The 25984-nt window shown below is 75.7% G+C and carries 5 protein-coding genes; all 5 read left to right on the top strand.

Annotated features, from left to right (window positions below; translation table 11 throughout):
• Positions 1-3 precede the first annotated feature (3 nt).
• The 5 genes from ACFWIA_RS26285 to ACFWIA_RS26265 all read left to right on the top strand — a co-directional run bounded on the left by ACFWIA_RS26285 (position 4) and on the right by ACFWIA_RS26265 (position 25914).
• Positions 4-9372, top strand: coding sequence for an SDR family NAD(P)-dependent oxidoreductase (locus tag ACFWIA_RS26285; protein WP_387009166.1), 9369 nt, complete (start codon positions 4-6; stop codon positions 9370-9372).
• A gap of 25 nt (positions 9373-9397) precedes the next feature.
• The gene (locus ACFWIA_RS26280) at positions 9398-19723 is read left to right on the top strand and encodes an SDR family NAD(P)-dependent oxidoreductase (RefSeq protein ID WP_387009164.1); all 10326 of its coding nucleotides are present in this window, start codon (positions 9398-9400) and stop codon (positions 19721-19723) included.
• A 25-nt stretch (positions 19724-19748) separates the two neighbouring features.
• Positions 19749-22895 carry a type I polyketide synthase gene (locus tag ACFWIA_RS26275; protein WP_387009162.1) on the top strand — a complete coding sequence of 1049 codons (3147 nt, stop codon included), beginning with the start codon at positions 19749-19751 and terminating at the stop codon, positions 22893-22895.
• The gene (locus tag ACFWIA_RS26270) at positions 22892-24820 is read left to right on the top strand and encodes an HAD-IIIC family phosphatase (protein ID WP_387009161.1); all 1929 of its coding nucleotides are present in this window, start codon (positions 22892-22894) and stop codon (positions 24818-24820) included. The genes ACFWIA_RS26275 and ACFWIA_RS26270 overlap by 4 nt, the downstream gene beginning before the upstream one ends.
• A 107-nt stretch (positions 24821-24927) precedes the next feature.
• A complete protein-coding gene (locus ACFWIA_RS26265) occupies positions 24928-25914 on the top strand; it encodes an LLM class flavin-dependent oxidoreductase (RefSeq protein ID WP_387009159.1) in 987 nt (328 codons plus the stop codon).
• Positions 25915-25984: the final 70 nt, after the last annotated feature.

Here is a 25984-nt window from a genome sequence, read left to right as displayed (position 1 = left end):
TGGGTGGGTTCGGGTGTGGAGTTGTTGGGGGAGTCGCGGGTGTGGCCGGATCGGGGGAGGCCGCGGCGGGCGGGGGTGTCGTCGTTCGGGATCAGCGGGACCAACAGCCACGTCATCCTCGAACAAGCACCCACAGACGACGCGGTCAGCACGCTGCCGGTGGACACCGGTGACCCCGGTACGGACCACCCCGACCCGTCGTCGCCCGTACCGTTCCTGCTGAGCGCCAAGACCGCCACCGCGCTCCGGGCCCAGGCCGCCGCACTCCACGACGCCCTCGCGGCGAACCCGACGCTCCGACCCGTCGACGTCGCCCACACCCTCGACCGCAGGGCCCGGTTCGCGCACCGGGCGGTCATCGACGCCGACCCGGACGTGCTGGCCGCGCTCGGCGCGGTGCGCGACGGCCGGCGGCACCCGCGGGCGGTCGTCGGACGGGCCGCCCCCGACGCGCGGTCGGCGTTCCTCTTCTCCGGGCAGGGCGCCCAACGCATCGGCATGGGCAGCGAACTCCTCGACCGTTCCCCGGTGTACGCCGCGGCCTTCGACGCCGTCGCCAGCCACCTCGATCCGCTGCTGGACCTCGGGCTGCGCGCCCTGCTCACCGGGAACGCCGAGGTGCTGCGCGAGACGCGGCACGCCCAACCCGCGCTGTTCGCCGTGGAAGTGGCGCTGCACCGTCTCGCCGAGTCGTACGGCCTACGGCCCGACTTCGTCCTGGGGCACTCCGTGGGCGAGGTGGCCGCCGCCCACCTGGCCGGGGTCCTCGACCTGCCCGACGCCTGCGCCCTGGTCGCCGCCCGCGGACGGCTGATGCAGTCCGCACGTCCGGGCGGGGCGATGGCGGCCCTCGCCGCCACGGAGGAACAGGCGGCCGAACTGCTGGCGTCGACGGGCGGCGCGGTCGAACTGGCCGCCGTCAACGGGCCCGGATCCGTGGTGCTCGCCGGGGAAGCGGACGCCGTGGACCGGTTGGTGCGGCACTGGAAGGAAGCCGGCCGCAAGGCGTCCCGGCTCAAGGTCAGCCACGCCTTCCACACCGCGCACATGGACGACGTGCTCGACGAGTTCCGCGCGGCGCTCGCCCCGTTGACCTTCCACACCGCCGACACCCCCGTGATCTCCACCGTCACCGGAGCCCTCGCCGATGCGCGGGAGCTGTCCACCCCGGAGTACTGGGTACGGCAGCTCCGACACCCCGTACGGTTCGCGGACGCGGTACGCACCGCGGTCGCGCTCGGCGTCACCCGCTTCGTGGAACTCGGCCCCGACGGCACCCTGGCCGCCCTCGCCGCAGAGGCCGGGCGGACCGGGCCGGCCGACGACCTCGTCACCGTCCCCTTCCTCCGGCCAGGCAAGCCCGAACGGGACACCGTACGAACGGCGTTGAACCGGCTCCAGGTCGCGGGCATCGAGGTCGACCGCACCGCGGACCTCGTCGGCGCCCGTCTGGTCGACCTCCCCGGGTACCCCTTCGAGACCCGCCGCTACTGGCTCGACGCACCGGAAGAGGAGGGCAGCGCCGAGGCGTTCGGGTTGCGGGCGAGCCCTCATCCGCTGCTCGCCGGATCGACCGAACTCCCGGACGGAAGCGTGCTGTTCACCGGGGCCCTGGCCCCGCGACGGCAACCGTGGCTGTCCGAGCACCGCATCGACGGGCGGACCCTGGTCCCGGCCGCGGCGTTCCTGGAACTCGCCCTGGCGGCGGGCGAGGCCCTGGACCGCCCCGCACTCCGCGACCTGCTGGTCCGGGCCCCGCTGGAGCTGACCACCACCGCGGACGTCCCGCTCCAGGTGAGCGTCGACGCCGAGGGCGAACTCGCCGTCCGGGCCAGGGACGCCGACGGCACCTGGACCGTGCACGCCACCGCCGTCCTCACCGACACGGCCGTCCCCGCCGCACCGGTGCCCGAAGAACCGGACCCCGCCCCGGTCGTCCGCATCGACCCGGGCGACCGCACGGCGACCTACCACCTGCTCGACGGGTCCGGGTACGGGTACGGCCCGGCCTTCCAGGGACTGACCCTCGCCAGCCGTGCCGGCGACCACCTGCGGGCCGAGGCGCAGACCCCGTCGACGGTACGGGGCGCCGACCGGTTCGGCCTCCACCCGGTGCTGCTGGACGCCGCCCTGCACGTCCTGCCGCTGCACGCGCACGGCGGACCGCGGCTCGTCCCGTACGCCCTCGACGGGATACGGCTGCACCGGCGCGGTGCGACCCGGGTGACGGCGCGCCTGGCACCCGTGGGCCCCGACACGTACCGCCTCGACCTCACGACCGCGGACGGCGAGCCCGTGCTCACCGTCGAACGTCTCGCGCTGCGACCGCTGCCCGCCGGAGCGGAGCTGTACCGGACGGACTGGGAGCCCGCCACCGAGCCCCTCGACGCCGAGCCTGCCCCTGCCGAGCCGTCCGCGGTGCCCGACGTCCTCGTCCTGCCCGAGGCGGCGACCGCGGAACGGGGCGATCCGCTGCCGGCCGCCGAAGCCGTACGGGCGGCGGTCGTGGCACGGCTCGCGGCCGACGCGCCCGCCCCGCTGGTGGTCGTCACCCGCGGACTGGCCCTCACGGAAGGGGAGCAGGTCACCGCGGGCACCGCCGCGGTCTGGGGACTCGTCCGTGCCGTGCAGGCCGAACATCCGGGCCGCTTCGCCCTGGTCGACACCGACGGCACCCACGACGACGCCCTGCTCGCCGCGGTGGCCGCCCGCTGGCCGCAGGCGGCGGTGCGCGACGGCACGGTGCACGTACCCCGGCTGACCCCCTTGCCGGACGCCACCCCGGTGCCGGACGCCGACCCGGCACCGGGGGGCGCCCAGGACCCCGACGCGCCCCCGTCCGGGACCTGGCCGTTGAGCAGTGCGGGTGGCGTGGTCCTGGTCACCGGAGGCACCGGCACGCTCGGCCGGCTGACCGCCCGTCACCTCGTCACCCACCACGGCGCCCGCCGACTGCTCCTGGTCTCCCGGCGCGGCCCCGACCACCCCGACGCCCCGGCGGCCGTGGCCGAACTGACCGCGCTCGGCGCCCGGGTCGACGTCCGCGCCTGCGACCTCGGCGACCGGACGGCCCTCAGCGCCCTGCTCGACACGCTGGACGGCCCCCTCGCCGCCGTCGTGCACACCGCCGGGATCGCCGAGGACACCGTCGCCGCGCGGCTCGCCCCGCAGGCACTCGCCCGGGTCCTCGCCCCGAAGGCGGTGGCCGCGCGCCACCTGGACGAGCTGACCCGGGGCACCGAACTGGACGCGTTCGTGCTCTTCGGTTCCGTGGCCGCGGTCCTCGGCACCGCCGGGCAGGGCAGCTACGGCGCCGCCAACGCCGCCCTCGACGCCGTCGCGCACGCCCGCCGACAGGCCGGGCGCAGGGCGCTCACCGTCCACTGGGGCCTGTGGGACACCGAGGGCGGTCTCGCCGGCGAACTCGCCGAACGGGACCTCGCCCGCCTCGCCCGCGCCGGCATCCGCCCCGTGCCGCCCGAAGCCGCCCTCGCCCTGCTCGACCGGGCCCTGCGGCGCGACCTGACCACGGTGACCGCCGCCGGCCTCGACCCCCGGGCCACCGCCCCGCCCCGCCGACCCGGCGCCGTGCGGACGGCGGCCCCGGTCGGCCGGGGCACGGGGCCGGACGTCACCCGGGTCGTGCTCGACGCCGTCGCCGAGGTCCTCGGTCACCCGGCGGGCACCACCGTCGACCCCGAACGCGCCTTCATCGACCTCGGCTTCGACTCCCTGACCGCCGTGGAGCTACGCAACCGGATCAACACCGGCCTCGGTCTGGACCTCCCCGCGACGGTCGTCTTCGACCACCCCAACCCCGCCGCCCTGATCCACCACACCAAGACGCTCACCACGGACGTCACCGATCCCGCCGCCCCCTCGCACCCCGGGCCCGGCACCCCCGCGCCCGACCCGGCCGAGGAGGCGATCGCGATCGTCGGCATGGCCTGCCGGTTCCCCGGCGGCGTCCGCACCCCCGACGACCTGTGGCGGCTGCTCGCCTCCGGTACCGACGCGATCACCGAGTTCCCCACGGACCGCGGCTGGGACCCCGACCTCTTCGACCCCGACCCGGAGCACCCCGGCACCTCGTACGCCCGGCACGGCGGCTTCCTCCACGACGCGGCCGAGTTCGACCCCGGCTTCTTCGGCATCAGCCACCGCGAGGCCCTCGCGGTCGACCCGCAGCAACGGCTGCTGCTCCAGACCGCGTGGGAGGCCGTCGAGGACGCAGGCATCGACCCGACGCGGCTGCGCGGCACCGACAGCGGCGTCTTCGTCGGCCTCATGTACGCCGACTACGGCGCCCGCCTCCACCAACACCGCGGAGCCGCCCCCGACCTGGAGGGGTACCTCGTCAGCGGCAGCGCCGGCAGCGTCGCCTCCGGGCGGGTCTCGTACACCCTGGGCCTGGAGGGCCCCGCGGTCACCGTCGACACGGCCTGCTCCTCCTCGCTGGTGGCGGTGCACCAGGCCGCCCAGGCCCTGCGGCTCGGCGAATGCTCCCTCGCCCTCGCCGGCGGGGCCACCGTGATGGCCAGCCCGGCCACCTTCGTCGAGTTCAGTCGACAACGCGGCCTCGCCCCCGACGGCCGCTGCAAGCCCTTCTCCGCGCGGGCGGACGGCACCGCCTGGGCGGAGGGCGCGGGGCTCCTCGTCCTGGAACGGCTCAGCGACGCCCGCCGCGCCGGCCACCGGGTCCTCGCCGTGCTGCGCGGCTCGGCCGTCAACCAGGACGGCGCCAGCAACGGACTCACCGCACCCAACGGCACGGCCCAGGAACGCGTCATCCGCAGCGCCCTCGACACCGCGGGGCTACGTCCCCGGGACGTCGACGTCCTGGAGGCGCACGGCACCGGGACCCGGCTCGGCGACCCCATCGAAGCGGGCGCCGTCCTGCACACCTACGGCAGCGAGCGCGGCCCCCGCGGGCCCCTGCTGATGGGCTCCGTCAAGTCCAACCTCGGGCACACCCAGGCCGCCGCCGGGGTGGCCGGCATCATCAAGGTGGTCCTCGCCATGCGGCACGGCGAGGTGCCCGGCACCCTCCACCTGGACCGGCTCTCCGAACACGTCGACTGGACGCGCGGCGCCGTGCGCGTGCCCGCCCGCACCACCGCCTGGCCCGAGGGCGGCGGGCCGCGGCGGGCCGCCGTGTCCTCGTTCGGCATCGGCGGCACCAACGCCCATGTGATCCTGGAACAGGGCGAGGAGCCGGCCGCCCCCGAACCGCAGCCCTCCCGGGACGGCGACAGCAACAGGGACGCACGGGTCGTGCCGTGGGTACTCAGCGCCCGCACCGACGAGGGGCTGCGGGAACAGGCCGCCCGGCTGGCCCGACGGGTCCGTCACGAACCCGGACCGCGCCCCGTCGACGTGGCGTTGTCCCTGGCGACCACCCGGACCGGCTTCGAACGGCGGGCCGTGGTCCTCGGCCGCGACCTGACCGAACTGCTCACCGGCCTCGACCACGTCGCCGCCGGTACGAGGCCCGACCTCGGCACCTTCCCCGCAGTCGTCGCCGGCGCCCCGGTCCGCGGCGAAACGGCCCTGCTGTTCACCGGACAGGGCAGCCAACGCACCGGCATGGGCACCGCGTTGCACCGGGCGTTCCCGGCGTACGCCAGCGCCTTCGACGAGGTCGCCGAAGCCGTGCGCGCGGCCGGCGGCCCCGACGTTCGCGCGGCCGTGGACGCCGACCCTGCCACCGACCCCGCCGTCGATCTGGACCTCACCCAGAACACCCAACCCGCGCTGTTCGCCCTGGAAGTCGCCCTGTTCCGGCTGTTCGCCAGTTGGGGCCTGTCCGCGCCGCTGCTCGCCGGCCACTCCCTCGGCGAGATCACCGCCGCGCACCTCGCCGGCGCCCTGGACCTCGCCGCCGCCGCACACCTCGTGGTCACCCGCAGCCGACTCATGGGGCGACTGCCCGGCGGCGGACGGATGGCCGCCGTCCAAGCGGACCTCGACACCGTCGAAACGGCCCTGGCCGGCACCGACGGCCGGGTGGACGTCGCCGCCGTCAACGCACCTGGCTCGCTGGTCCTGTCCGGGGACCCGGAGCCGCTCGGGGACGTCCTGGAATCGCTCGCCGCCCACGGCCACCGCACCAAACGGCTCCCCGTCAGCCACGCCTTCCACTCCGCCCACATGGACCCGATGCTCGACACGTTCCGCGCCTCGCTGCACGGACTGCGGGCCACCGCACCCCACACCACCGTCGTCTCCACGCTCACCGGGCGCGAGACCGACGCCCCCGCCCTCGGCTCCCCGGCGCACTGGGTCGACCAGGTCCGCGGCACCGTCCGGTTCGCGGACGCCCTCCACCGGCTGCGCGCCCTGGGCGCGACCCGCTTCCTGGAGATCGGCCCGGACGCCGCCCTCACCGCGATGGCCGACCAGTGCGACCTCGGCGACGACACCACCGCCGTCGCCACGCTCGACCGCAAACGGGAGGACCTGTTCGCCCTCTGGTCGTTCGTCGCCGCGGCCCATGTCGCCGGCGTCGACTGGGACTGGCCGGCGCTGCTCGGACCCGGCGCCGTGACCGTCCCGCTGCCCACGTACCCGTTCGCACGGGAACGCCTGTGGCTGGCGCCCCCGCCCGGCGGCACCACCACCGCGACGGGCATCGGCGCCGACGACCCCGACCACCCGCTGCTGTCGGCCGCGATCACCGACCCCGACGGCGAACGCACCGTGTACACCGGCGTCCTCTCCCCGCACCGGGACCCCTGGCTCGCCGACCACGCACTGCACGGCACCCCCGTACTGCCCGCCACCGCGCTCCTCGACCTGATCGCCCGACTCGCCCCCCGGCACGACGCCGACACGGTCGCCGAACTCACCCTGCACGCACCGCTCCTCGTCGACGGACCCGCCCCGGTACACCTACGGGTCACCGTCGAGGGCCACGGCGTCCGCGTCCACGCCCGGGCCGGCAAGGACACCCCGTGGACCCTGCACGCCGAGGCCGCCCTCGACACCACCCCGCCCCCTCCCCCCTGGACCGGAGACCGCCCGACAACCGCGCACGGCGTACGACTCGGGGACGTGTACGCCGAGTTCGCGGAGCACGGCTACGCGTACGGGCCCGCCTTCCGGGGCCTGCGCGCCCTGTGGACCGAGGACGACACCCTCTACGCGGAGGTGGACACCGGCACGACCCCGGTCCCCGCCCAGCTCGACGCCACCCTGCACCCCTGGCTCGCCGCCGCCCTGCGGAACCCGGACGGGGCACCCACCGACCCCGACGGTCCCCGGATCGACGTCCCCCACGGCTGGCGCGGCATCCGACTGCACCGCACCCCGTCCGGACCGCTGCGGGTACGCATCCGACGGACCTCGGCATCCGCGTTCGCCCTGGACGTCGCCGACGACCGCGGCCGTCCCGTACTCACCGTCGACGAGGTCCTGCTGCGCCCGGTGCCCAGCACCGCCCTGCGCACCCGACGCGACGGCGCCGGCCTCCTGCACCAGGTGGTCTGGCGCACCCGACCGCTCGACACCGCCCCGCACGACGCCACGGTCGTCGCCGTCGTCCGCGGAACCGACACCGCGGCCCCCCTGCCGTTCCCCGTGGTCGACGCGCCGGACGGCAGCGAGGACACCGTGCTCGCCGTCGTCGCCGAGGACGACGCACGCCGGAACCTGAAGACCGTGCGGGACCTGATCCTCACCCTCCCCGAACGCACCCACCTGGTCGTCCTGACCCGAGGTGCCGTCGCGGTCGACGGCACGGAAGAGCTCCCCGGACTCACCCAGGCGCCGCTGTGGGGCCTGGTCCGCTCGGCCCAGTACGAACACCCGGGGCGCCTCAGCCTCATCGACACCGACGGGCACGACGACTCCCTCGCCCTGCTCCCGCGCGCCGTCGCCGCCCGTCCCGGCCAACTCGCGCTGCGCCGGGGGCGCGCCCTGACACCCCGGCTGGTCCCGCTCGCCCCACGGACCGGCGCGACCCCACGGTTCGGGGACGGCACGGTCCTGGTCACCGGAGCCGGCGGCGCACTCGGCTCCGCCGTGGCCCGACACCTCACCGAACACCACGGCGTCCGGCACCTGCTCCTGGTGAGCCGGCGCGGCGACACCGACCCCGCCCTGCGCGACCTGGCCGAAGAACTGCGGTCCCGCGGCACGACCCGGGTGCGGGCCGCCGCCTGCGACCTCGCCGACGGACCCGCCGTCGACGCCCTCGTCGCCGCCGTCGACCCCGCGCACCCGCTGACCGCCGTGCTCCACGCGGCCGGGACCCTCGACGACGCCGTGCTCGACCACCTCACCGACGAGCGCTTGGACCGGGTGCTGCGTCCCAAGGTCGACGCCGCCACCCAACTCGACCGGGCCACCGCGGACGCGCCGCTCACCGCGTTCGTGCTGTTCTCCTCCGTCGCCGGGGTCCTCGGGAACGCCGGGCAGGCCGGCTACGCCGCGGCCAACGCCCATCTGGACGCCCTCGCCCAGCGACGCACCGCCGCCGGCCGCCCCGGCACCTCCCTGGCCTGGGGCCTGTGGGACACCGATACCGCCGATGCCGCCGATGCCGCCGATGCCGCGGATGCCGCCGGGGCCACCGCGGCCACAGGGAACGCCGGGAAATCCGCGAACGCCGACAGCTCCGGCGGGATGGCGGCCTCGCTCGACGCCGCCGCCCGGGCCAGGATCGAACGGCTCGGCATCCGTGCCCTGTCCACGGCCGACGGCCTCGCCCTGCTCGACACTGCGCTCGGCCTCGGCGACGACGCCCCCGCCCTGCTGGTGCCCGCCCGGTTCGACCCGGCGGCACTCGCCCGGCGCCCGGAAGCCCCGCCGGAGCTCCTGGCCGAACTGCTCCCGCCCCGGCCCGCCGCCGTCCGCACCCCCCACCTCCCGCTGGCCGCCCGGGTGGCCGGGCTGGACACCGACGCCGCCCGCGCCCTGGTCCGGTCCACCGTCACCGGCGCCGTCGCCGAAGTCCTCGGCCTGCCGAAATCCGCCCACGTACCCGATGACCGGGGCCTGTTCGACCTGGGGCTCGACTCCCTCACCGCCATCGAACTGCGCAACCGACTCGGCACCGAACTCGGCGAACGGCTCCCCGCCACGGTGCTCTTCGACCACCCCACCGTCCGCGCCCTCACCGACCACCTCAGCGCCCTCAGCGCCGCCCCGTCGACCGTCTTCGACGCGTCCGCCCTCGGCGACTGGGTGGAATCGGCGGCCGGACTCACCCCCGACGACGAGCAACGCGCCGCACTCGTCGTGGCCTTGGAAACCGCCCTGGGACGGCTCGCCGACCCCGCGGGGAAGGCCACCGACCCGGCCGCCTTTGGCATGGATTCAGCTTCCGACGACGACCTCTTCGGGCTGCTGGACCGAGAACTCGAACACTGACCGACCTTCGGAGAGCGGTGTAGCGATGGCGAACGAAGACAGGCTCCGCGACTACCTCAGACGCACCACCGCCGACCTGCTGCGTGCCCGGGCGCGCCTCGAAGAGGTCGAGCGGGCCGCCGGGGAACCCCTGGCGATCGTCGGCATGGCGTGCCGCTACCCCGGCGGCGTGCGCTCGCCCGAAGACCTGTGGCGACTCGTGGCCGCGGGCACCGACGCCATCGGGCCGTTCCCCGACGACCGGGGCTGGCCGCTCGACGGACTCCTCGACCCCGACCCGGCGAAGGAGGGCACCACCTACACCGACCAGGGAGGTTTCCTCCACGACGCCGCCGACTTCGACGCCGCCCTGTTCGGCATCAGCCCCCGCGAGGCCTTCACCATCGACCCGCAGCAACGGCTGCTGCTCCAGACCGCCTGGGAGGCGTTCGAGCGCGCCGGCATCGACCCGCGGTCCCTGTCGGGGCAGCCCGTCGGCGTCTTCGCCGGCGTCATGTACGGCGACTACGGCTCCCGCCACACCCGGGCGCCCGAGGGCTTCGAAGGGTTCATCGGCACCGGCAGCGCCGGCAGCATCGCCTCCGGCCGGGTGGCCTACGCCTTCGGACTCGAAGGCCCCGCCGTCACCGTCGACACGGCCTGCTCCTCCTCCCTCGTCGCCCTGCACTACGCCGCGCAGGCGGTGCGCCGCGGCGACTGCCGGATGGCGCTGGCCGGCGGCGCCACCGTGATGGCGACCCCCGCCACGTTCGTGGAGTTCAGCCGGCAGCGCGGACTCTCCCCGGACGGCCGCTGCAAGGCGTACGCAGCCGGCGCGGACGGCACCGGGTGGGCCGAGGGCGCCGGCCTCGTCCTCGTCGAACGCCTCTCCGACGCGGTCGCCGCCGGGCACCCCGTGCTCGCCGTCCTGCGCGGCAGCGCCGTCAACTCCGACGGCGCCAGCACCCAGCTCTCCGCCCCCAACGGCTCCGCCCAACAGCGCGTCGTCAGGGCCGCCCTCGCCGACGCGGGACTCGGGCCGGCCGAGGTGGACGCCGTCGAGGGACACGGCACCGGAACCGGGCTCGGCGACCCCGTCGAGGCGTCCGCCCTCATCGCCACGTACGGCAGGGGCCGCCCCGCTGACGACCCGCTGTGGCTCGGCTCGCTGAAGTCGAACATCGGGCACACCCAGGCCGCGGCCGGCGTCGGCGGCCTCATCAAGATGGTCCAGGCCATGCGCCACGGGGTGTTGCCGGCCAGCCTGCACATCGACACGCCGTCCCCGCACGTGGCCTGGGAGGACAGCGGAGTCGCCCTGCTCACCGCGGAACGGCCCTGGCCCGACCGCGACCGGCCGCGCCGGGCCGCGGTGTCCTCCTTCGGGATCAGCGGCACCAACGCCCACATCGTCGTCGAAGCCCCACCGGCCCCCGCACCCCCCGCCCCCGACGACACCGCACCGGACCCGGCGGACACCCCCGTCGCCTGGCTGCTGTCCGGCCACGACGCACGGGCCCTGGACGAGCAGCTCACCCGGCTGCGCGACCACCTCACGGACCACCCCGACCTGTCCCCGCTCGACGTGGCCCACACCCTGCGCACCGGCCGCGCCGCCCTGCCGCACCGCGCGGTCGCCGTCGGCCGCACCCCGGAGGACTTCACCCGCGCCCTCACCGCCCTCACCGACGACGTGCCCTCGCGCCGCACCGCACGCGGCGAGTCGACGGGCCCCGTACGACCGGTCTTCGTCTTCCCCGGCCAAGGCTCCCAATGGGCGGGCATGGCCCGGGAACTGCTCGCCTCCTCCGAGCCCTTCCGAGCCGAACTGACGCGTTGCGCAGCGGCGTTGGCCCCGCACACCGACTGGGACCTGCTGGATGTGGTGGCCCGGGACGACGCCCACGCGTTCGACCGCGTCGACGTCGTCCAACCCGCCCTCTTCGCCGTCATGGTCTCGCTCGCCGCTGCCTGGCGCTCCCTCGGAGTGGAACCGGCCGCCGTCGTCGGCCACTCGCAGGGGGAGATCGCCGCCGCCTACGTCGCCGGTGCCCTCGACCTCGATGACGCCGCCGCCCTGGTCGCCCGGCGCAGCAAAGCACTGTCGGTCCTCGCCGGGACCGGGACGATGGCCTCGGTCGAGCTGCCCGCCGACGAGGTGGAGCAACGCCTCGGCGGACGCCAGGGCCGTGCGGACCTCGGGATCGCCGCGGTCAACGGCCCCCGCAGCACCGTCGTCTCCGGAGCGGACGACGCCGTCGCCGCGTTCGTCTCCGCGGTGCAGGCGGAAGGGCTGCGGGCGCGCCGCATCCCCGTCGACTACGCCTCGCACTCGCCCGCGGTGGAGTCCCTGCGGCCCGCCCTGCTCGCCGAGTTCGCCGGGCTGCGCCCCCGCCCCGCCGCCGTGCCCTTCCACTCCACGGTGACCGCCGCGACCTCGGCGAGCGACACCACGGCCCTGGACGCCGGCTACTGGTACGCGAACCTGCGCGAACCGGTCCTGCTCGCCGACACCGTGCGGGGCCTGCTGGACGCGGGGCACCGTCACTTCCTGGAGGTCAGCGCCCACCCGGTGCTGGTCACCGCCCTCCAGGACACCTTCGAGGCCGCGGACGTCGAGGCGCACGCCACCGCGACCCTCCGCCGTGACCAGGGGGGAGTCGAGCAGCTCCTCACCGCCGCGGCCCAGGCGTACGTGACCGGGGTCGCCGTGCGGTGGCCGGAACCACCCGGTGCCCGCACCGTGGCCTTGCCGACCTACGCGTTCCAGGAGCGGCGCTACTGGCTCGACACCCGAACCGTCGGCGGCACCCCGTACGCCCCCGCGGCCGGCGGGCATCCGCTGCTCGGCGTCGCCGTCGAACGCGCCGACGGGCAGGGGGTGTTGTTCTCCGGGGCGGTTCCTGCCGGCGCCGCGCACTGGGCCCGCGCCCATCGACTCGGCGACCGCACCCTCCTGGTGGCGAGCGCACTCGCCGAACTGGCGCTCGCGGCCGGACAGCGAGTCGGCCTGCCCCGCGTACGGGAGCTGACCCTGCTCGCCCCCGTCGACGTCCCCTCCGACGGGCCCGTCCGGCTCCAGGTGGCGGTGCAGGCGCAGGACGACGACGAGGCGACCGTCACCGTGCACTCCCGGCGGGACGACGGGGACCCCTGGCTGCTGCACGCCACCGGACGGTTGACCGCGGACGGACCCCCCACACCCGAGCCCGAACGGGACGGACCCGACGACGGCGAACTCCTCGACGTGGCCGCGGGGTACGACGCCCTGGAGGCCCTGGGCGTGCACTACGCACCCGTACTGCGCTCCGTGCGCACGGCCCGCAGCGACGGCACCACCGTCCTCGCCGACGTCGCCCCCGGACCCCGACACTCCGGGTCGCCGTCCACGGCGGGGGCCACGGGGTACGCCGTCCACCCCGCCGAACTGGACGCGGCACTCCAAGCGGCGTTCCTGGACCGCCCCGCCACCGAGCCGGACACCGTCACCCTGCCCTTCGTCTGGACGGACGTCCGGGCCCATCTGCCGGGCGTGCCGGTCACCGGGGTGCGCGTCACCCGGCACGGGTCCGCAGCCCTGTCGGTCACCGCCACCGACGCCGACGGACGGGTCGTGCTCACCGTGGGCGAGATCCGGCTCCGCACCCTGGACGGCCCCCTCCCGCAGCCCGCGACCACCCCCGCCCGGCGGCTGAGCGTCGCCCCGCCCGCCGAGGCGGCGCCCGCGACGGCCCGCGACCCCGAGGACCTGCTGAAGACGGTCACCCGGGCCGTCGCCGGCATCCTGGCGTACGACTCGCCGCGGGACGTCGACCCCGACCGGCCCTTCCGTGACCTCGGCCTCGACTCGATGACGGCCGTGCAACTGCGCGACCACCTGGCCAAGGTGACGGGACGCCGGCTCCCCACCACCCTGGTCTTCGACCACCCCACGCCGCGCGCCCTCGCCCACCACCTCGCCGCCGGCACCCCGACCACCACCGGGCGCCGCACCGCCTCCCCGGCGACCACCACCGGCGGCACCGAGGACGACCCGGTCGTCATCGTCTCGATGAGCTGCCGTTACCCCGGCGGAGTCAGCACGCCCGAGCAGCTCTGGCAGCTCCTGGAGGACGGCGGCGACGCCATCGGCAGCTTCCCCGACGACCGGGGCTGGGCCCTCGACGGCCTCTTCGACGACGACCCCGACCACCCCGGCACCTCGTACGCCCGGCACGGCGGCTTCCTCCACGACGCGGCCGATTTCGACGCCGACTTCTTCGAGCTGAGCCCCCGGGAGGCCCGGGCCACCGACCCGCAACAACGGCTGCTCCTGGAGACCTCCTGGGAGGCGTTCCAACGGGCCGGCATCGACCCCACCTCGCTGCGCGGCTCCCGCACCGGCGTCTACGTGGGCCTGATCTACACCGAGTACGGCGGCCGGGTCCAGGCCGACCCCCGGGAGCACGGCGGCTACCTGGGCACCGGCAGCGCCGGCAGCGTCGCCTCCGGTCGGATCGCCTACACCTACGGCCTGGAGGGCCCGGCCGTCACCGTGGACACCGCCTGCTCCTCCTCCCTGGTCGCGCTGCACCTGGCGGCCGGTGCGCTGCGCGCCGGGGAGTGCGACCTCGCGCTGGTGGGCGGCGCCACCCTGATGGCCACGCCCGCCACCTTCGTGGAGTTCAGCCGACAGCGCGGACTCTCCCCGGACGGTCGCTGCCGCGCCTTCGCCGACGCCGCGGACGGCACCGGTTTCAGCGAGGGCGTGGGGCTGCTCCTGGTGGAACGCCTGTCCGACGCGCGCCGCCACCGCCATCCCGTGCTCGCCGTGGTGCGGGGCTCGGCGACCAACCAGGACGGCGCCAGCAACGGACTGACCGCCCCCAACGGCCCCGCCCAGCAACGGGTGATCGAGGCGGCCCTGGACAACGCCCGGTTGGCACCCGCCGACGTCGACGCCGTGGAGGCCCACGGCACGGGCACCACCCTCGGCGACCCGGTCGAGGCCGGGGCCCTCCTCGACGCCTACGGGAGGGGCCGCCCGGCCGATGCCCCGCTGTGGCTCGGCTCGTTGAAGTCGAACATCGGGCACACCCAGGCCGCGGCCGGGGTCGGCGGCATCATCAAGATGGTCCAGGCACTGGAGCGGCACACCCTGCCCCGTACCCTGCACCTCGACGCACCCACCCGACACGTGGACTGGGAGCGCGGAGGGCTCGCCCTGCTCACCGAGAACACCCCCTGGCCATCCGGTGCACGTCCGCGCCGTTTCGGGGTGTCCGCGTTCGGCATGAGCGGCACCAACGCCCACGTCATCATCGAGGAACCCCCGGCGACCCACGAGCCAGAGGAAGCCTCCGAGTCGGCGCCGGCCCCCGACCCCCGGCGGACGCCCGTCACCCCGACCGGGCACGACCCGGTCGTCCTGGTCCTCTCCGCGAAGTCGCCGGCCGCCCTCCGGGGCGAGGCCCGCCGGCTGCGGGCCCATCTGGAAGGGCTGCCGGCCGTCGAACTCCCGGCCGTGGCCGCCGAACTCGCCCACACCAGAACCGTGTTCCCCCACCGCGCGGTCGTCGTCGCCGAGGACCACGCACAGGCCCTGACGGGGCTCACCGCCGTCGCCGAGGACGCCCCGGCACCGTCCGTGGTGTCCGGCCACGCACCCGCGACCAGGGCACCCGTCTTCCTCTATCCGGGTCAGGGCGCCCAGTGGCCGGGCATGGCCCGGGAGTTGCTGCACCGGTCACCGGCGTTCGCCACCCGGATCGCCGAAGCCGCCGAAGTCCTCGACCCGTTGACCGGCTGGTCGCTGGTGAAGGCACTCTCCGGCGACGCCGACCTCGGCCGGGTGGACGTCGTCCAACCCCTGCTGTGGGCCACCATGACCGGACTCACCGCGGTCTGGGAGTCCTTCGGCGTGCGGCCGGCCGGCGTCATCGGGCACTCCCAGGGCGAGATCGCGGCGGCCTGCGCCGCCGGCGCCCTGTCCCTGGGCGAATCGGCCGCGGTCGCCGCACTGCGGAGCAGGTCCCTGCGCGCCCTGGCGGGCGGCGGCGCCATGCTGTCGGTCGCCGCCGACGAAACGACCGTACGGGACGTGCTCGTCGCGTCCGGCGCGGCAGCGGGCGTCGCCGCCGTCAACGGACCCCGGTCCACCGTCGTGGCCGGCGAGGTCGCGGCCGTCGAACAGGTGCGACGGGCCTTCGTGGACCTGGACGTACGGGTACGACTGATCGACGTCGACTACGCCTCGCACTCCGCACAGGTGGAGCGCCTGGAGGCCGAACTCCTCGCCGTGCTCCCCGAGGTGACGCCACCCGACGGATTCGCCGCGGACATCTACTCGACGGTCACCGGGGCCGCCGTGCCGCCGGGCGCACCGGACTTCGGGCAGCCCGCGTACTGGTACCGCAACCTCCGCGAGACCGTGCGGCTGCGCACCGCCGTCGAGAGCGCCCTGGACGCCGGACACGAGGTCTTCATCGAGATCAGCCCGCACCCGGTGGTCGGCGTCGGCGTCCAGGACGTGCTCGACGCCGCGCCAGGGAGCGGCGGCACCCCGGCGGTGCTCGGCACCCTGCGCCGCGACGAGGGCGGACCCGACCGGGTGCTGCACTCCGTCGCCGAGGCGTGGGTGCACGGCGTCCCGGTCGACTGGACCGCGCACACCGGGCCCCGCACCCTGGGCCTGGCACCGCTGCCCACCTACGCCTTCGACCGTCAACGGCACTGGCTCGACCCGGTCGTGCACGCTGCCCCGGCGGTGCCCGGCGACGGCGCCCGCCCGGTGGGGCACCCCCTGCTGACCGGCGCCGTCCGGACCGCGGACACCGACGCCGTGCTGCTGCTCGGCCGGCTCGCCACGGACGCACAGCCCTGGCTCGCCGACCACGCCGTGGACGGCACCGTCCTGGTACCCGGTGCGGTGTTCGCGGAACTCGCGCTCTTCGCGGGGGAACTGGTCGGCGCGACCACGTTGGAGGAGCTGGTCCTGCAACAGCCCCTGACGCTGTCCCCGGACTCCCCGGCCGGGGGCGCGGACGGCGCCGTGGAGATCCAGGTGGGCGTCGGACCTCCGGAGCGCGACGGAGCACGCGCCCTCACCGTGCACGCCCGCCCGGTGCCCGCGGACGACGACCCGCTCGGCGCCCCCTGGATCCCGCACGCCGTCGGCACCCTGACCACCGCCCTCGGGGAGCCGCAGCCGGCGGTCGCCCCGTGGCCGGCGGCGGACGGCGTCGCCGTCGACGTCACGGAGCTGTACGACGGCCTCGCCCTGCGCGGCTACCAGTACGGGCCGGCGTTCCGCGGGGTGCGGGCCGCCCGCCGGTCCGGCGCCGAGGTGCACGCCGAACTGTCCCTCGATCCGCTGCCCACCGGTGGGCGCCCCGCCTTCCGGACCCCGCCGACCCTGCTGGACGCCGCCCTCCACACCGCCTCCGTCGCCGGACTGTTCCCCGACGACGGTGCGGTGCGGCTCCCGTTCACCTGGCGCGGCTTCCGGCGCCACCACCAGGTGGGGGACGGGGAAGCGGTACGGGCCGTCCTGCGGAGCGGGGGCGAGGACACCGTGTCGGTGTCCCTGCGGACCGTCGACGGCAGGCCCGTGGCGGACGTCGACGCGGTGGTGTTCCGCACCGCCGAGCCCGTGCGGGCGGACCCGCTGCACACCGTCCGCTGGGAGCGTCCGGCCGCCCCGGAAGCGCACGACGACCCCCGCCCCGCGGAGGCGACGGTCGACTGGGAGCTGGGTTCCGCGGCACACCCGGAGCTGACCGCCGTCCGCACCGCACTCGACGACGGGCACCCGTCCCCGCGGGCGCTGGTGGTGCCCGTGGCCGGCACCGACGACCCGGCGGGCCTGCGCGCCACGCTCGGCGAGGTGATCGAGACCCTGCGCGCCCTCCTCGCCGAACCCCGCCTGGACGGGACCCGACTGGTGGTGCGCACCCGGCACGCCGTCGAGGCGGTCCCCGGGGAAGGGGTGGCCGCGACGGCCGGCGGTGCGGTGTGGGGGCTGGTCCGCAGCGTGCAGGCCGAAGAACCGGGGCGGGTCGTGCTGCTCGACGGGGCCCCCTCCACGGACGAACTCTCCACTGCCCTCGCCACCGGCGAAACCCAACTGGCCCTGCGCGAGGGCGAGGTCCTGGTGCCCCGGCTCCGCCCCTACCGTCCGGAACTCGGCGCCGCCCCCGCCGGCCCCTGGCGACTGGCCCCCGGCGGCAGCGGCGTCGCCGACGACCTCGTCCACCGTCCGCTGGCACCGGAACCCCTCGGGCCCACCGAGGTGCGGATCGCCGTTCGGGCGGCCGGACTGAACTTCCGTGACGCCATGCTCGCCCTCGGCATGTACCCGGGCGAGGCCGAGCTCGGGACCGAGGCGGCCGGCGTCGTGCTCGCCACCGGCGACTCGGTGGCCGACCTCCGGCCCGGCGACCGGGTGACGGGGCTCGTCCCCGGCGGCATCGGACCGATCGCCGTCACCGACCGGCGGCTGCTCGCGCCCGTCCCCGAGGGGCTGGACTTCGCGCAGGCCGCCACCGTGCCCGCCGTCTTCCTCACCGCCTACTACGCCCTGCGCGACCTCGCCGACGCCCGGCCCGGCCAATGGCTGCTGGTGCACTCGGCCGCCGGCGGCGTCGGCGGCGCGGCGATCCAACTCGCCCACCACTGGGGGCTGCACGTGTTCGGCACCGCGAGCCCCGGCAAATGGGAGGCCGCGACCGAGGCGGGCCTCCCGCCGGAACGCCTCGCGAACTCCCGTGACCTGTCGTTCGTCCCCGCGGTGCGCGCGGCCACCGACGGCCGGGGCGTGGACATCGTGCTGAACTCCCTCGCCGGCGAGTTCGTGGACGCCTCCCTCGCCCTGCTCGTCCCCGACGGACAGTTCGTCGAAATGGGCAAGACGGACCTGCGCAGCGCCTTCCGGGTCCGCGCCGAACACGGCGTCGGATACCAGTCCTTCGACCTGCTGGACGCCGGCCCCGACCGCATCCAGGAGATGCTCACGGAGATCGTCGAGCTGCTGCGGACCGGTGTCCTCACCCCGCTGCCGGTCACCGCCTGGGACGTCGCCCGGGCCCCGGAGGCCCTCCGTCACCTCAGCCTCGCCCGGCACACCGGCAAGGTCGCCCTGACCATCCCCCGGGCGCTGGACCCGGACGGCACCGTCCTCGTCACCGGGGCGTACGGCGGCCTCGGGCGCCTCGTCGCCCGCCACCTCGCCGACCGGCACGGCGCGCGCCACCTGCTGCTCGTCGGACGCCGGGGCGCCCACACCGAAGCCGACCGGCAGCTGCACCGGGAACTCGCCGCACTGGGCGCCGAGGTGACCTCCGCCGCCGTGGACGTCGCGGACCCGGACGCGGTCGCCGGGCTCCTCGCCGAGGTGTCCCCGCGGCACCCCCTCACCGCGGTGATGCACGCCGCCGGCGTCCTCGACGACGCCACGCTCGGCACCCTCACCCCGCAGCGGCTCGACGCGGTGCTGCGCCCCAAGACCGACGGCGCCCGGAACCTCCACCGGCTGACCCGACACGCCGACCTCGCCGCGTTCGTCCTGTTCTCCTCCGCCGCCGGCCTGGTCGGCAGCGCCGGCCAGGGCGCGTACGCCGCGGCGAACGTCCAGCTGGACGCCCTGGCCGTCGCCCGGGTCCGGGCCGGTCTTCCGGCGACCTCGGTGGCCTGGGGACTGTGGCACTCCGACAGCGCCATGACCGGCTCGCTGTCCGGCACTGACCGGGCGCGCCTGGCCCGCGGGGGACTCCTCCCGCTGACCCCGGACCGCGGTCTCGCCCTGCTGGACGCGGCGCTGTCCGCGGGCGACCCGGCACCGGTCGCCGTCCGGATCGACGCCGGTCGCCTCGCCGACACCCCGGACCTCGCCCCCGTACTGCGGTCCCTGGTCCGAGGGCGGCCCGGGACCGGCGCGCCCGGGTCCGGCCCCGCGGCGGGCGGTCTCGCCGAGCGGATCGCCGCGGTCGATCCGCCACGACGACGGGAACTCGTGGCGGACACCGTGCTCCAGTACGTCACCGCCGTGCTGGGGCGCCCGCCGGGCGACGAGGCCGGTACCGACGGCCGGAGCTTCAAGGAGCTCGGCTTCGACTCGTTGACCGCGGTCGAACTGCGCAACCGACTGGGCCGGGCGACCGGGCTCCGGCTCCCCGCGACCCTCGTCTTCGACCACCCGACCCCCACCGCGCTCGCCGACCACCTGCTGGACCGGCTGGCTCCCGAACCGTCCGCGCACCACCCGTCCGCCCACCCGGACGGACAGCCGGGGAACTCCGGGAACGGGAGCGGGAGCGGCTCCGGGGCGGGACCGGTGTCGGCGCCCTCGACCGCCGAGGAGCTCTTCCGCTTCATCGACTCCGAATTCCGTTCCTGATCCGAGCCCGAGAGGTGGCCGCCCCATGGCCGACGAAGCGAAACTGGTCGAGTACCTCCAGTGGACGACCTCAGAACTCGCCCGCACCAAAGAGGAGTTGGCGCGCCACGAAGCCCTGGCGCAGGCGCGCGCCGAACCGGTGGCCATCGTCGCCATGGCCTGCCGCTACCCCGGTGGAGTGCGTTCGCCCGAGGACCTGTGGAGGGTGGTCGACCAGGGCGTCGACACCGTCGGCGGACCACCGGGGGACCGCGGCTGGACGCCGGACGCGCTGCGCCACGCGCACACCGGCGGTTTCCTCGACGACGCGGCCGGCTTCGACCCCGGGTTCTTCGGCATCGGGCCGAAGGAGGCCCTGGCGATGGACCCGCAGCACCGTCAGCTCCTCGAACTGTCCTGGGAGGCCCTGGAACGCGCCGGTCTGCTCCCCGCCGAGCTGCGGGGCAGCCGCACCGGGGTCTTCGCCGGCGCCATCCAGCAGGAGTACGCACCGCCCGCCGGCACCGTCCCCGCCGACATCGAGGGACACCTGATGACCGGCAACGCCGCCAGCATCGTGTCCGGCCGGCTCGCCCACACCTTCGGGTTCGAAGGCCCCGCCCTGACCGTGGACACCGCCTGCTCCTCGTCCCTGGTCGCGGTGCACCTGGCCGTCGAGTCCCTGCGCAGGTCCGAATGCGATCTGGCGCTCGCCGGCGGCGTGACGGTGATGGCGACGCCCCGGGTCTTCACGGACTTCGCGGCCCAGGGCGGCCTCGCCGCCGACGGCCGGTGCAAGGCGTTCGGCAAGGGAGCCGACGGCACCGGCTTCGGGGAGGGCGCGGGCCTGCTCGTCCTGGAACGGCTCTCGGACGCCGTCCGCGCCGGTCACCCCGTGCTGGCGCTGCTGCCCGGCTCGGCGATCAACTCCGACGGCGCGAGCAACGGACTGACCGCGCCCAGCGGAGCCGCCCAGCGCAAGGTGATCGAAGCCGCGCTGCGGGCCGCCGGCGTTCCGGCCGACGCCGTCGACGCGGTGGAGGCCCATGGGACCGGTACGGCCCTCGGCGACCCGATCGAGGCGGGAGCGTTGATCGCCGCCTACGGCGCCCCGGGGCGGGACCGGCCGCTGCACCTGGGTTCGGTGAAGTCCAACCTGGGCCACACCCAGGCCGCCGCGGGCGTGGCCGGAGTGATCAAGACGTTGCAGGCGCTGCGGCACGGGGTGCTGCCGGCGACCCTGCACGCCGACGAGTGGTCCGAGTTCGTCGACTGGCCCGCCGACCGCGTACGGGTCCTCAGCACCCCCCGCCCCTGGCCCGCCGAGCCCGGCCGACCGCGTCGGGCCGGGGTCTCGTCCTTCGGCATCAGCGGCACCAACGCCCATCTGATCGTGGCGGAACACCAGCCGGACACCACCGTGCCCCCCACGGTCCGCGCGCTACCTGCTGCCCCGCCCGACGAAGGTCCCGGAGCACCCGGCGCCGAGGTCGTCTGGGTCCTGTCCGGCAAGGCGCCCGGGGCGGTGCGCGCCCAAGCGGAACGGCTGCGGGAGCTGCTGCGGCAGCGGCCGGACCACGACCTCGCCGCCGTGGCGCGCACCCTGGCCACCCGGCGCACCGCGTTCCGCCACCGGGCCGCCGTCACCGGGGCCGACGCGAGCGAACTGGAACGCCAACTCGACGCCCTGGCCGGGCCGTCGAGCACGGTCAGCACCGCCAAGCCCGGCCGGCGGGTCGGCTTCGTGTTCAGCGGCCAGGGCACCCAACGGCCGGGCATGGGCGCCGAACTCCACGCCCGTTTCCCGGTGTACGCGCAGACCTTCGACACCGTGTGCGCCGCCCTGGACGCGGCGCGCGACCCGTCGGCCGACGGGCCGGCCCTGCGCGATCTCGTCCTCGCCGCCCCGGGCGGTCCGCGGGCGGCGCTGCTGGAGCGCACCGAGTTCACCCAACCCGCGCTGTTCGCCACCCAGGCCGCGCTCGCCCGGCTCGCCGAGTCGTTCAGCATCGTCCCGGCGGCACTGTTCGGCCACTCCATCGGCGAGCTCACGGCGGCGTACGTCGGCGGCGCCCTGGAGTTGGCGGATGCGGCAGCGCTGGTCGTGGCCCGGGCCCGGGCGATGCAGGCCGCGCCCGGTGGCGGGAGCATGGTGGCGATCCGGGCCCCCGAAGCGGACGTCCTCGCCTCACTCGCCGAGTGCGGGGGAGCGGTGTCCGTGGCCGCCGTCAACGGGCCCCGCTCCACGGTGGTCTCCGGGGACGCCGGCGCGGTGCGGGCCCTCGCCGCGGCCTGGCGCGCCCGGGGGGTGCGCACCAAGGCCCTGCGGGTGAGCCAGGCGTTCCACTCGGCGCACATGGACCCGGCGCTGCCCGGGATCGACGCGGTGGCCGCCCGGATCACGGTGTCCGAGCCACGGGTGCCGCTGGTCACCGACCGCACCGGGGCCCCCGTCGATCGGGCCGGGCTGGCCGCGCCCGACCACTGGTCGGCGCAGGCGCGCGGGACGGTCCGCTTCCACGACGGGGTGGAGTCCCTGTACGCCCTGGGCATCGACACCTTCGTCGAGATCGGTCCCGATCCGACGGTCACCGGGCTGATCGCGGACTGCCTCGCCGACCGGCGGGACGCGGTGGCGACGATCCCGTTGGTCCGGCGGCCGTCCGCGGAGGCCCGTTCCGTGGTGCGGGCCGTCGCCGAGGCGCACTGCCACGGCGTGCCGGTCGACTGGACCGGGCTGCTCGGTGCGGGGCCCCTCGCCGACCCCGCCGCGGTCCCCGTCTACCCGTTCCAGCACCGGGCGTTCTGGCTCGCCCGCCCGGCGCCGCAGCCGGGCGCCGCGCCGGACCCCCGGCTGCCCTCCGTCTCCCCGCCGGCATCCGACGAGGAGGTGCCGGGCGTGCCACCGCTCGGGGACGTGCCCGAGGAGGAACGGTTCGCCGCGGTGGTCGAGCGGGTGCTGGCCGCGGTCGCCGCGGCCCTCGGCCACGCCCCCGGGGAGGTGGACCCCGCCGATGACCTCACCGACCTCGGCATCACCTCCTTCGGTTCGCTGGAGATCGCCACCCGACTGACCCGGGACACCGGGGTGGAGGTGCGTCCCGGCGTGGTGCTGGAGCACCGCACCGCGCACACCCTGGCCGTGCACCTGGTCGACTCGCTCGCCCCCCGCCCCCAGGAGACCGTCCGATGACCACGCCCACCGACGGCACGACCCCGCTCGACCGGCTGCGCGCCCTGCACCGCGACGGCGAACTCGGACGGCGCTTCGACCGGGTCGCCCCGCTGCTGAGGACGATGGAGCGCGCAGACCTCGCCCGGGCGGCCCGGCTGTTGGCCCGCGCCGATCTGACGCCCGTCCGGGCCCATCACCCGGACCTGCCGTCGGTGACGGTGGCCCTCACCGGCGGCGGCACCCTGGACGGCCTGCGCACGGCGCTCGTCGGCGAACTCGCCCGCCACGGGTTCGTCCCGTCGGTACGGCTCACCGACTTCGGCGCGTACGTCAGGGAACTCGGTGACCCCACGAGTTCCCTGCACGCCCGGCCGGTGGACGTGACCGTGTGCGTACTCGACCACGCCACGGTGTGCGACGAGGTGCCCGTACCGTTCACGGCCGAGGACGTCACCGCGACCCTGGCGGCCAAGGTCGCGCTCTGGCGGGACCTCGCCACCGGATACACCGCCCGGACCCCGGGGACCCTCGTCCTCAACACCCTCCCGTTGCCCGGGAACTGGCAGGCCCAGCTGCTCGACTACCCGGCCCGGGCCCGGCTGGGCGCGGCCTGGCGGGCGGCCAACGCGGAACTCCTCGGTCTCGGTGCGGCGACCGGACGGACCCTCGTGGTCGACGTCGACCCGCTCCTGGGCGAGGCGATCCCCTTGGCCGACCCGCGCTTCGAGGTGTACGCGGGAGCCCGTTTCTCCGACCCCCTGCTCGGCGCGTACGCCCGTGAACTGGGCCATCTCGTCCGCGCACTGACCGGCCGGTCGAAGAAGGTGCTCGCCGTGGACCTGGACGAGACGCTGTGGGGCGGCGTGCTGGGCGACGACGGGGTGGAGGGCATCGAGGTGGCCCACGGCCGTCGGGGGGACGCGTTCCACCGGTTCCAGGGCGTCGTCAAACAACTCCAGTCCCAGGGCGTGCTGTTGGCCGCCGTCAGCAAGAACGATCCGGACACGGTGCGGTCGGCGTTGCGTGACCACCCGGACCTGCGGGTGCGGGAGGAGGACTTCGTGCGGGTGCTGGCCGGCTGGCAGCCCAAGCCGGTGTCCCTGCGCGAGCTGACCGCGGGACTAAACCTCGGTGGCGACAGCGTGGTGTTCGCGGACGACAACATCCGCGAGTGCGCGGCGGTCACGGCGGAGCTGCCGGAGACGGTGGTGGTCGCCCTGGACGGTGACCCGGCGCTGCACGTGCAGCGGTTGCTCGCCGACGGCTGGTTCGCGACCACGGCGGTGACGTCCGAGGACCGGGTCCGCACCCACCGCTACCGGCAGGAGGCGGCCCGCTCGGACTTCCTCGCGGCGGCGGGCAGCGCGGCGGACTTCCTCGCCGGGCTCGACGTGCGGGTCGCGCTGGCGCCCGTGCGGCCGTCGGAGCTCGCGCGGGTCAGCCAACTCACCCTGCGCACCAATCAGTTCAACCTCACCACCCGGCGCCTCTCGGTCGATGAGGTGCGGCAGTTCGCCGCCGGTCCCGCGACCCGGGTCCTGACGCTCGCCTCCGGTGACCGGTTCGGTGGCAACGGCCTGGTGGGGGCGGTGTTCCTGCGGTCCGACGACGAGGTCCTGCACATCGAGAACATCCTGCTGAGCTGCCGGGTCTTCGCCCGCGGCATCGAACAGGCGGCCCTGGCCGTACTGCTCGACCGGGCCCGCACGGCCGGTTTCCCGTCCGTGTGCGGCAGCTACCGGCCGACCGCGAAGAACGCGAAGGTCGCGGACTTCTACGTGCACTACGGGTTCGAGGTCGTACGGGACGGGCCCGAGCGCCGGGAGTTCCGGCACGCGCTGGACGAGCCCGTCGAGGTGCCCGGGCACCTCACTCTCGACGCCGCCGAGGACCTGCTCCCCGGCGCGGGGCGCCCGCCCGGGCGTGGCGAGCTTCCGCATTGACAACCTGAGGAGCCCTCAACTTAACTGGGGCGCAGACAACATGAGGTCGCCTCAGGATCACTTCGCACGGTGTGCGGTGGCGACCCGAACGGTAGGAGGAGAGCCCGTTGGCCGAAGGAATCGCGATCTCGGTGCACGACACGGTGCCCGTCTGGCGGGGCGACACGCCCGGTGACGCGCTGCGCCGCACCGTCGACCTCGCCCGAGCCGTCGAGGGCTTCGGCTACCGGCGCTACTGGGTGGCCGAGCACCACGGCACCCCCGCCCTGGCCACCTCCAGCCCCGCGGTCCTGGCCGGCCCGCTCCTCGCGGCCACCCGCACCCTCACCGTCGGCTCCGGGGCGGTCCTGCTGCCCAACCACTCCGCCCTCGCCGTCGCCGAGCAGTTCGGGGTGCTCGCCAGCCTCTACCCCGGGCGGGTCGACCTCGGGCTCGGCCGGGCGACCGGCGGTTCACCGGCCTCCACGGCCCGGCTCGGTGACCCCCGTGGCCTCGGCTTCGATGCGCAGCTCCAGGAACTCCAGGGGTACTTCAGCGAAGGGCAGTCGGGGGTGCGGGCCGTTCCGGAGCCCGAGACCCCGCCCCGCTTCTGGCTCGTCGGATCCAGCGTCAACAGCGCTGTCCACGCGGGCCGGGCCGCACTGCCCTACGTGTACGCCCACGCCATCGTCGGCGGCGGCGCCCCCGAGGCGCTGCACGCCTACCGCCAGGCGTTCCGCGGCACCCCCGCACAACCGGAGCCGCACGCCTGCGTCGCCGTGATAGCGGTCGCCGCGGACAGCGACGACCGGGCCGAGCGGCTCGCCGAAGCCTTCGTGTACGGCCAGATCCTGATGCGCACCGTCGACCCCGAAGGCGTCCTGCCGACCGAGGAGGAGACCGCCGCCCACCGCTTCACCCCCACGGAGCGACAGTTCCTGCGCTCCCGCATCGACCCGCAGTTCGTCGGCTCCCCCGACCGGATCGCCCCCCGCCTGGCCGACCTGGTCGCCCGCACCCGCGCCGACGAACTGTTCGTCCTGACCCAGGTGCCCGACCACGAGGCCCGCATCCGCTCGTACGAACACCTCGCGAAGATCGCCTCCTCCCTCTGAACGCCCCGGCCGCCCCTCCCGCCCCCGCGCCCCACGCTTTCAGAGCGGCTTTAGCCGAGCCGTGCACCGT

Origin of the sequence: Streptomyces sp. NPDC127068, assembly GCF_042724695.1 — a bacterium.
GTDB lineage: Bacteria > Actinomycetota > Actinomycetes > Streptomycetales > Streptomycetaceae > Streptomyces.
This window is presented reverse-complemented; position numbering and strand designations above follow the sequence as displayed.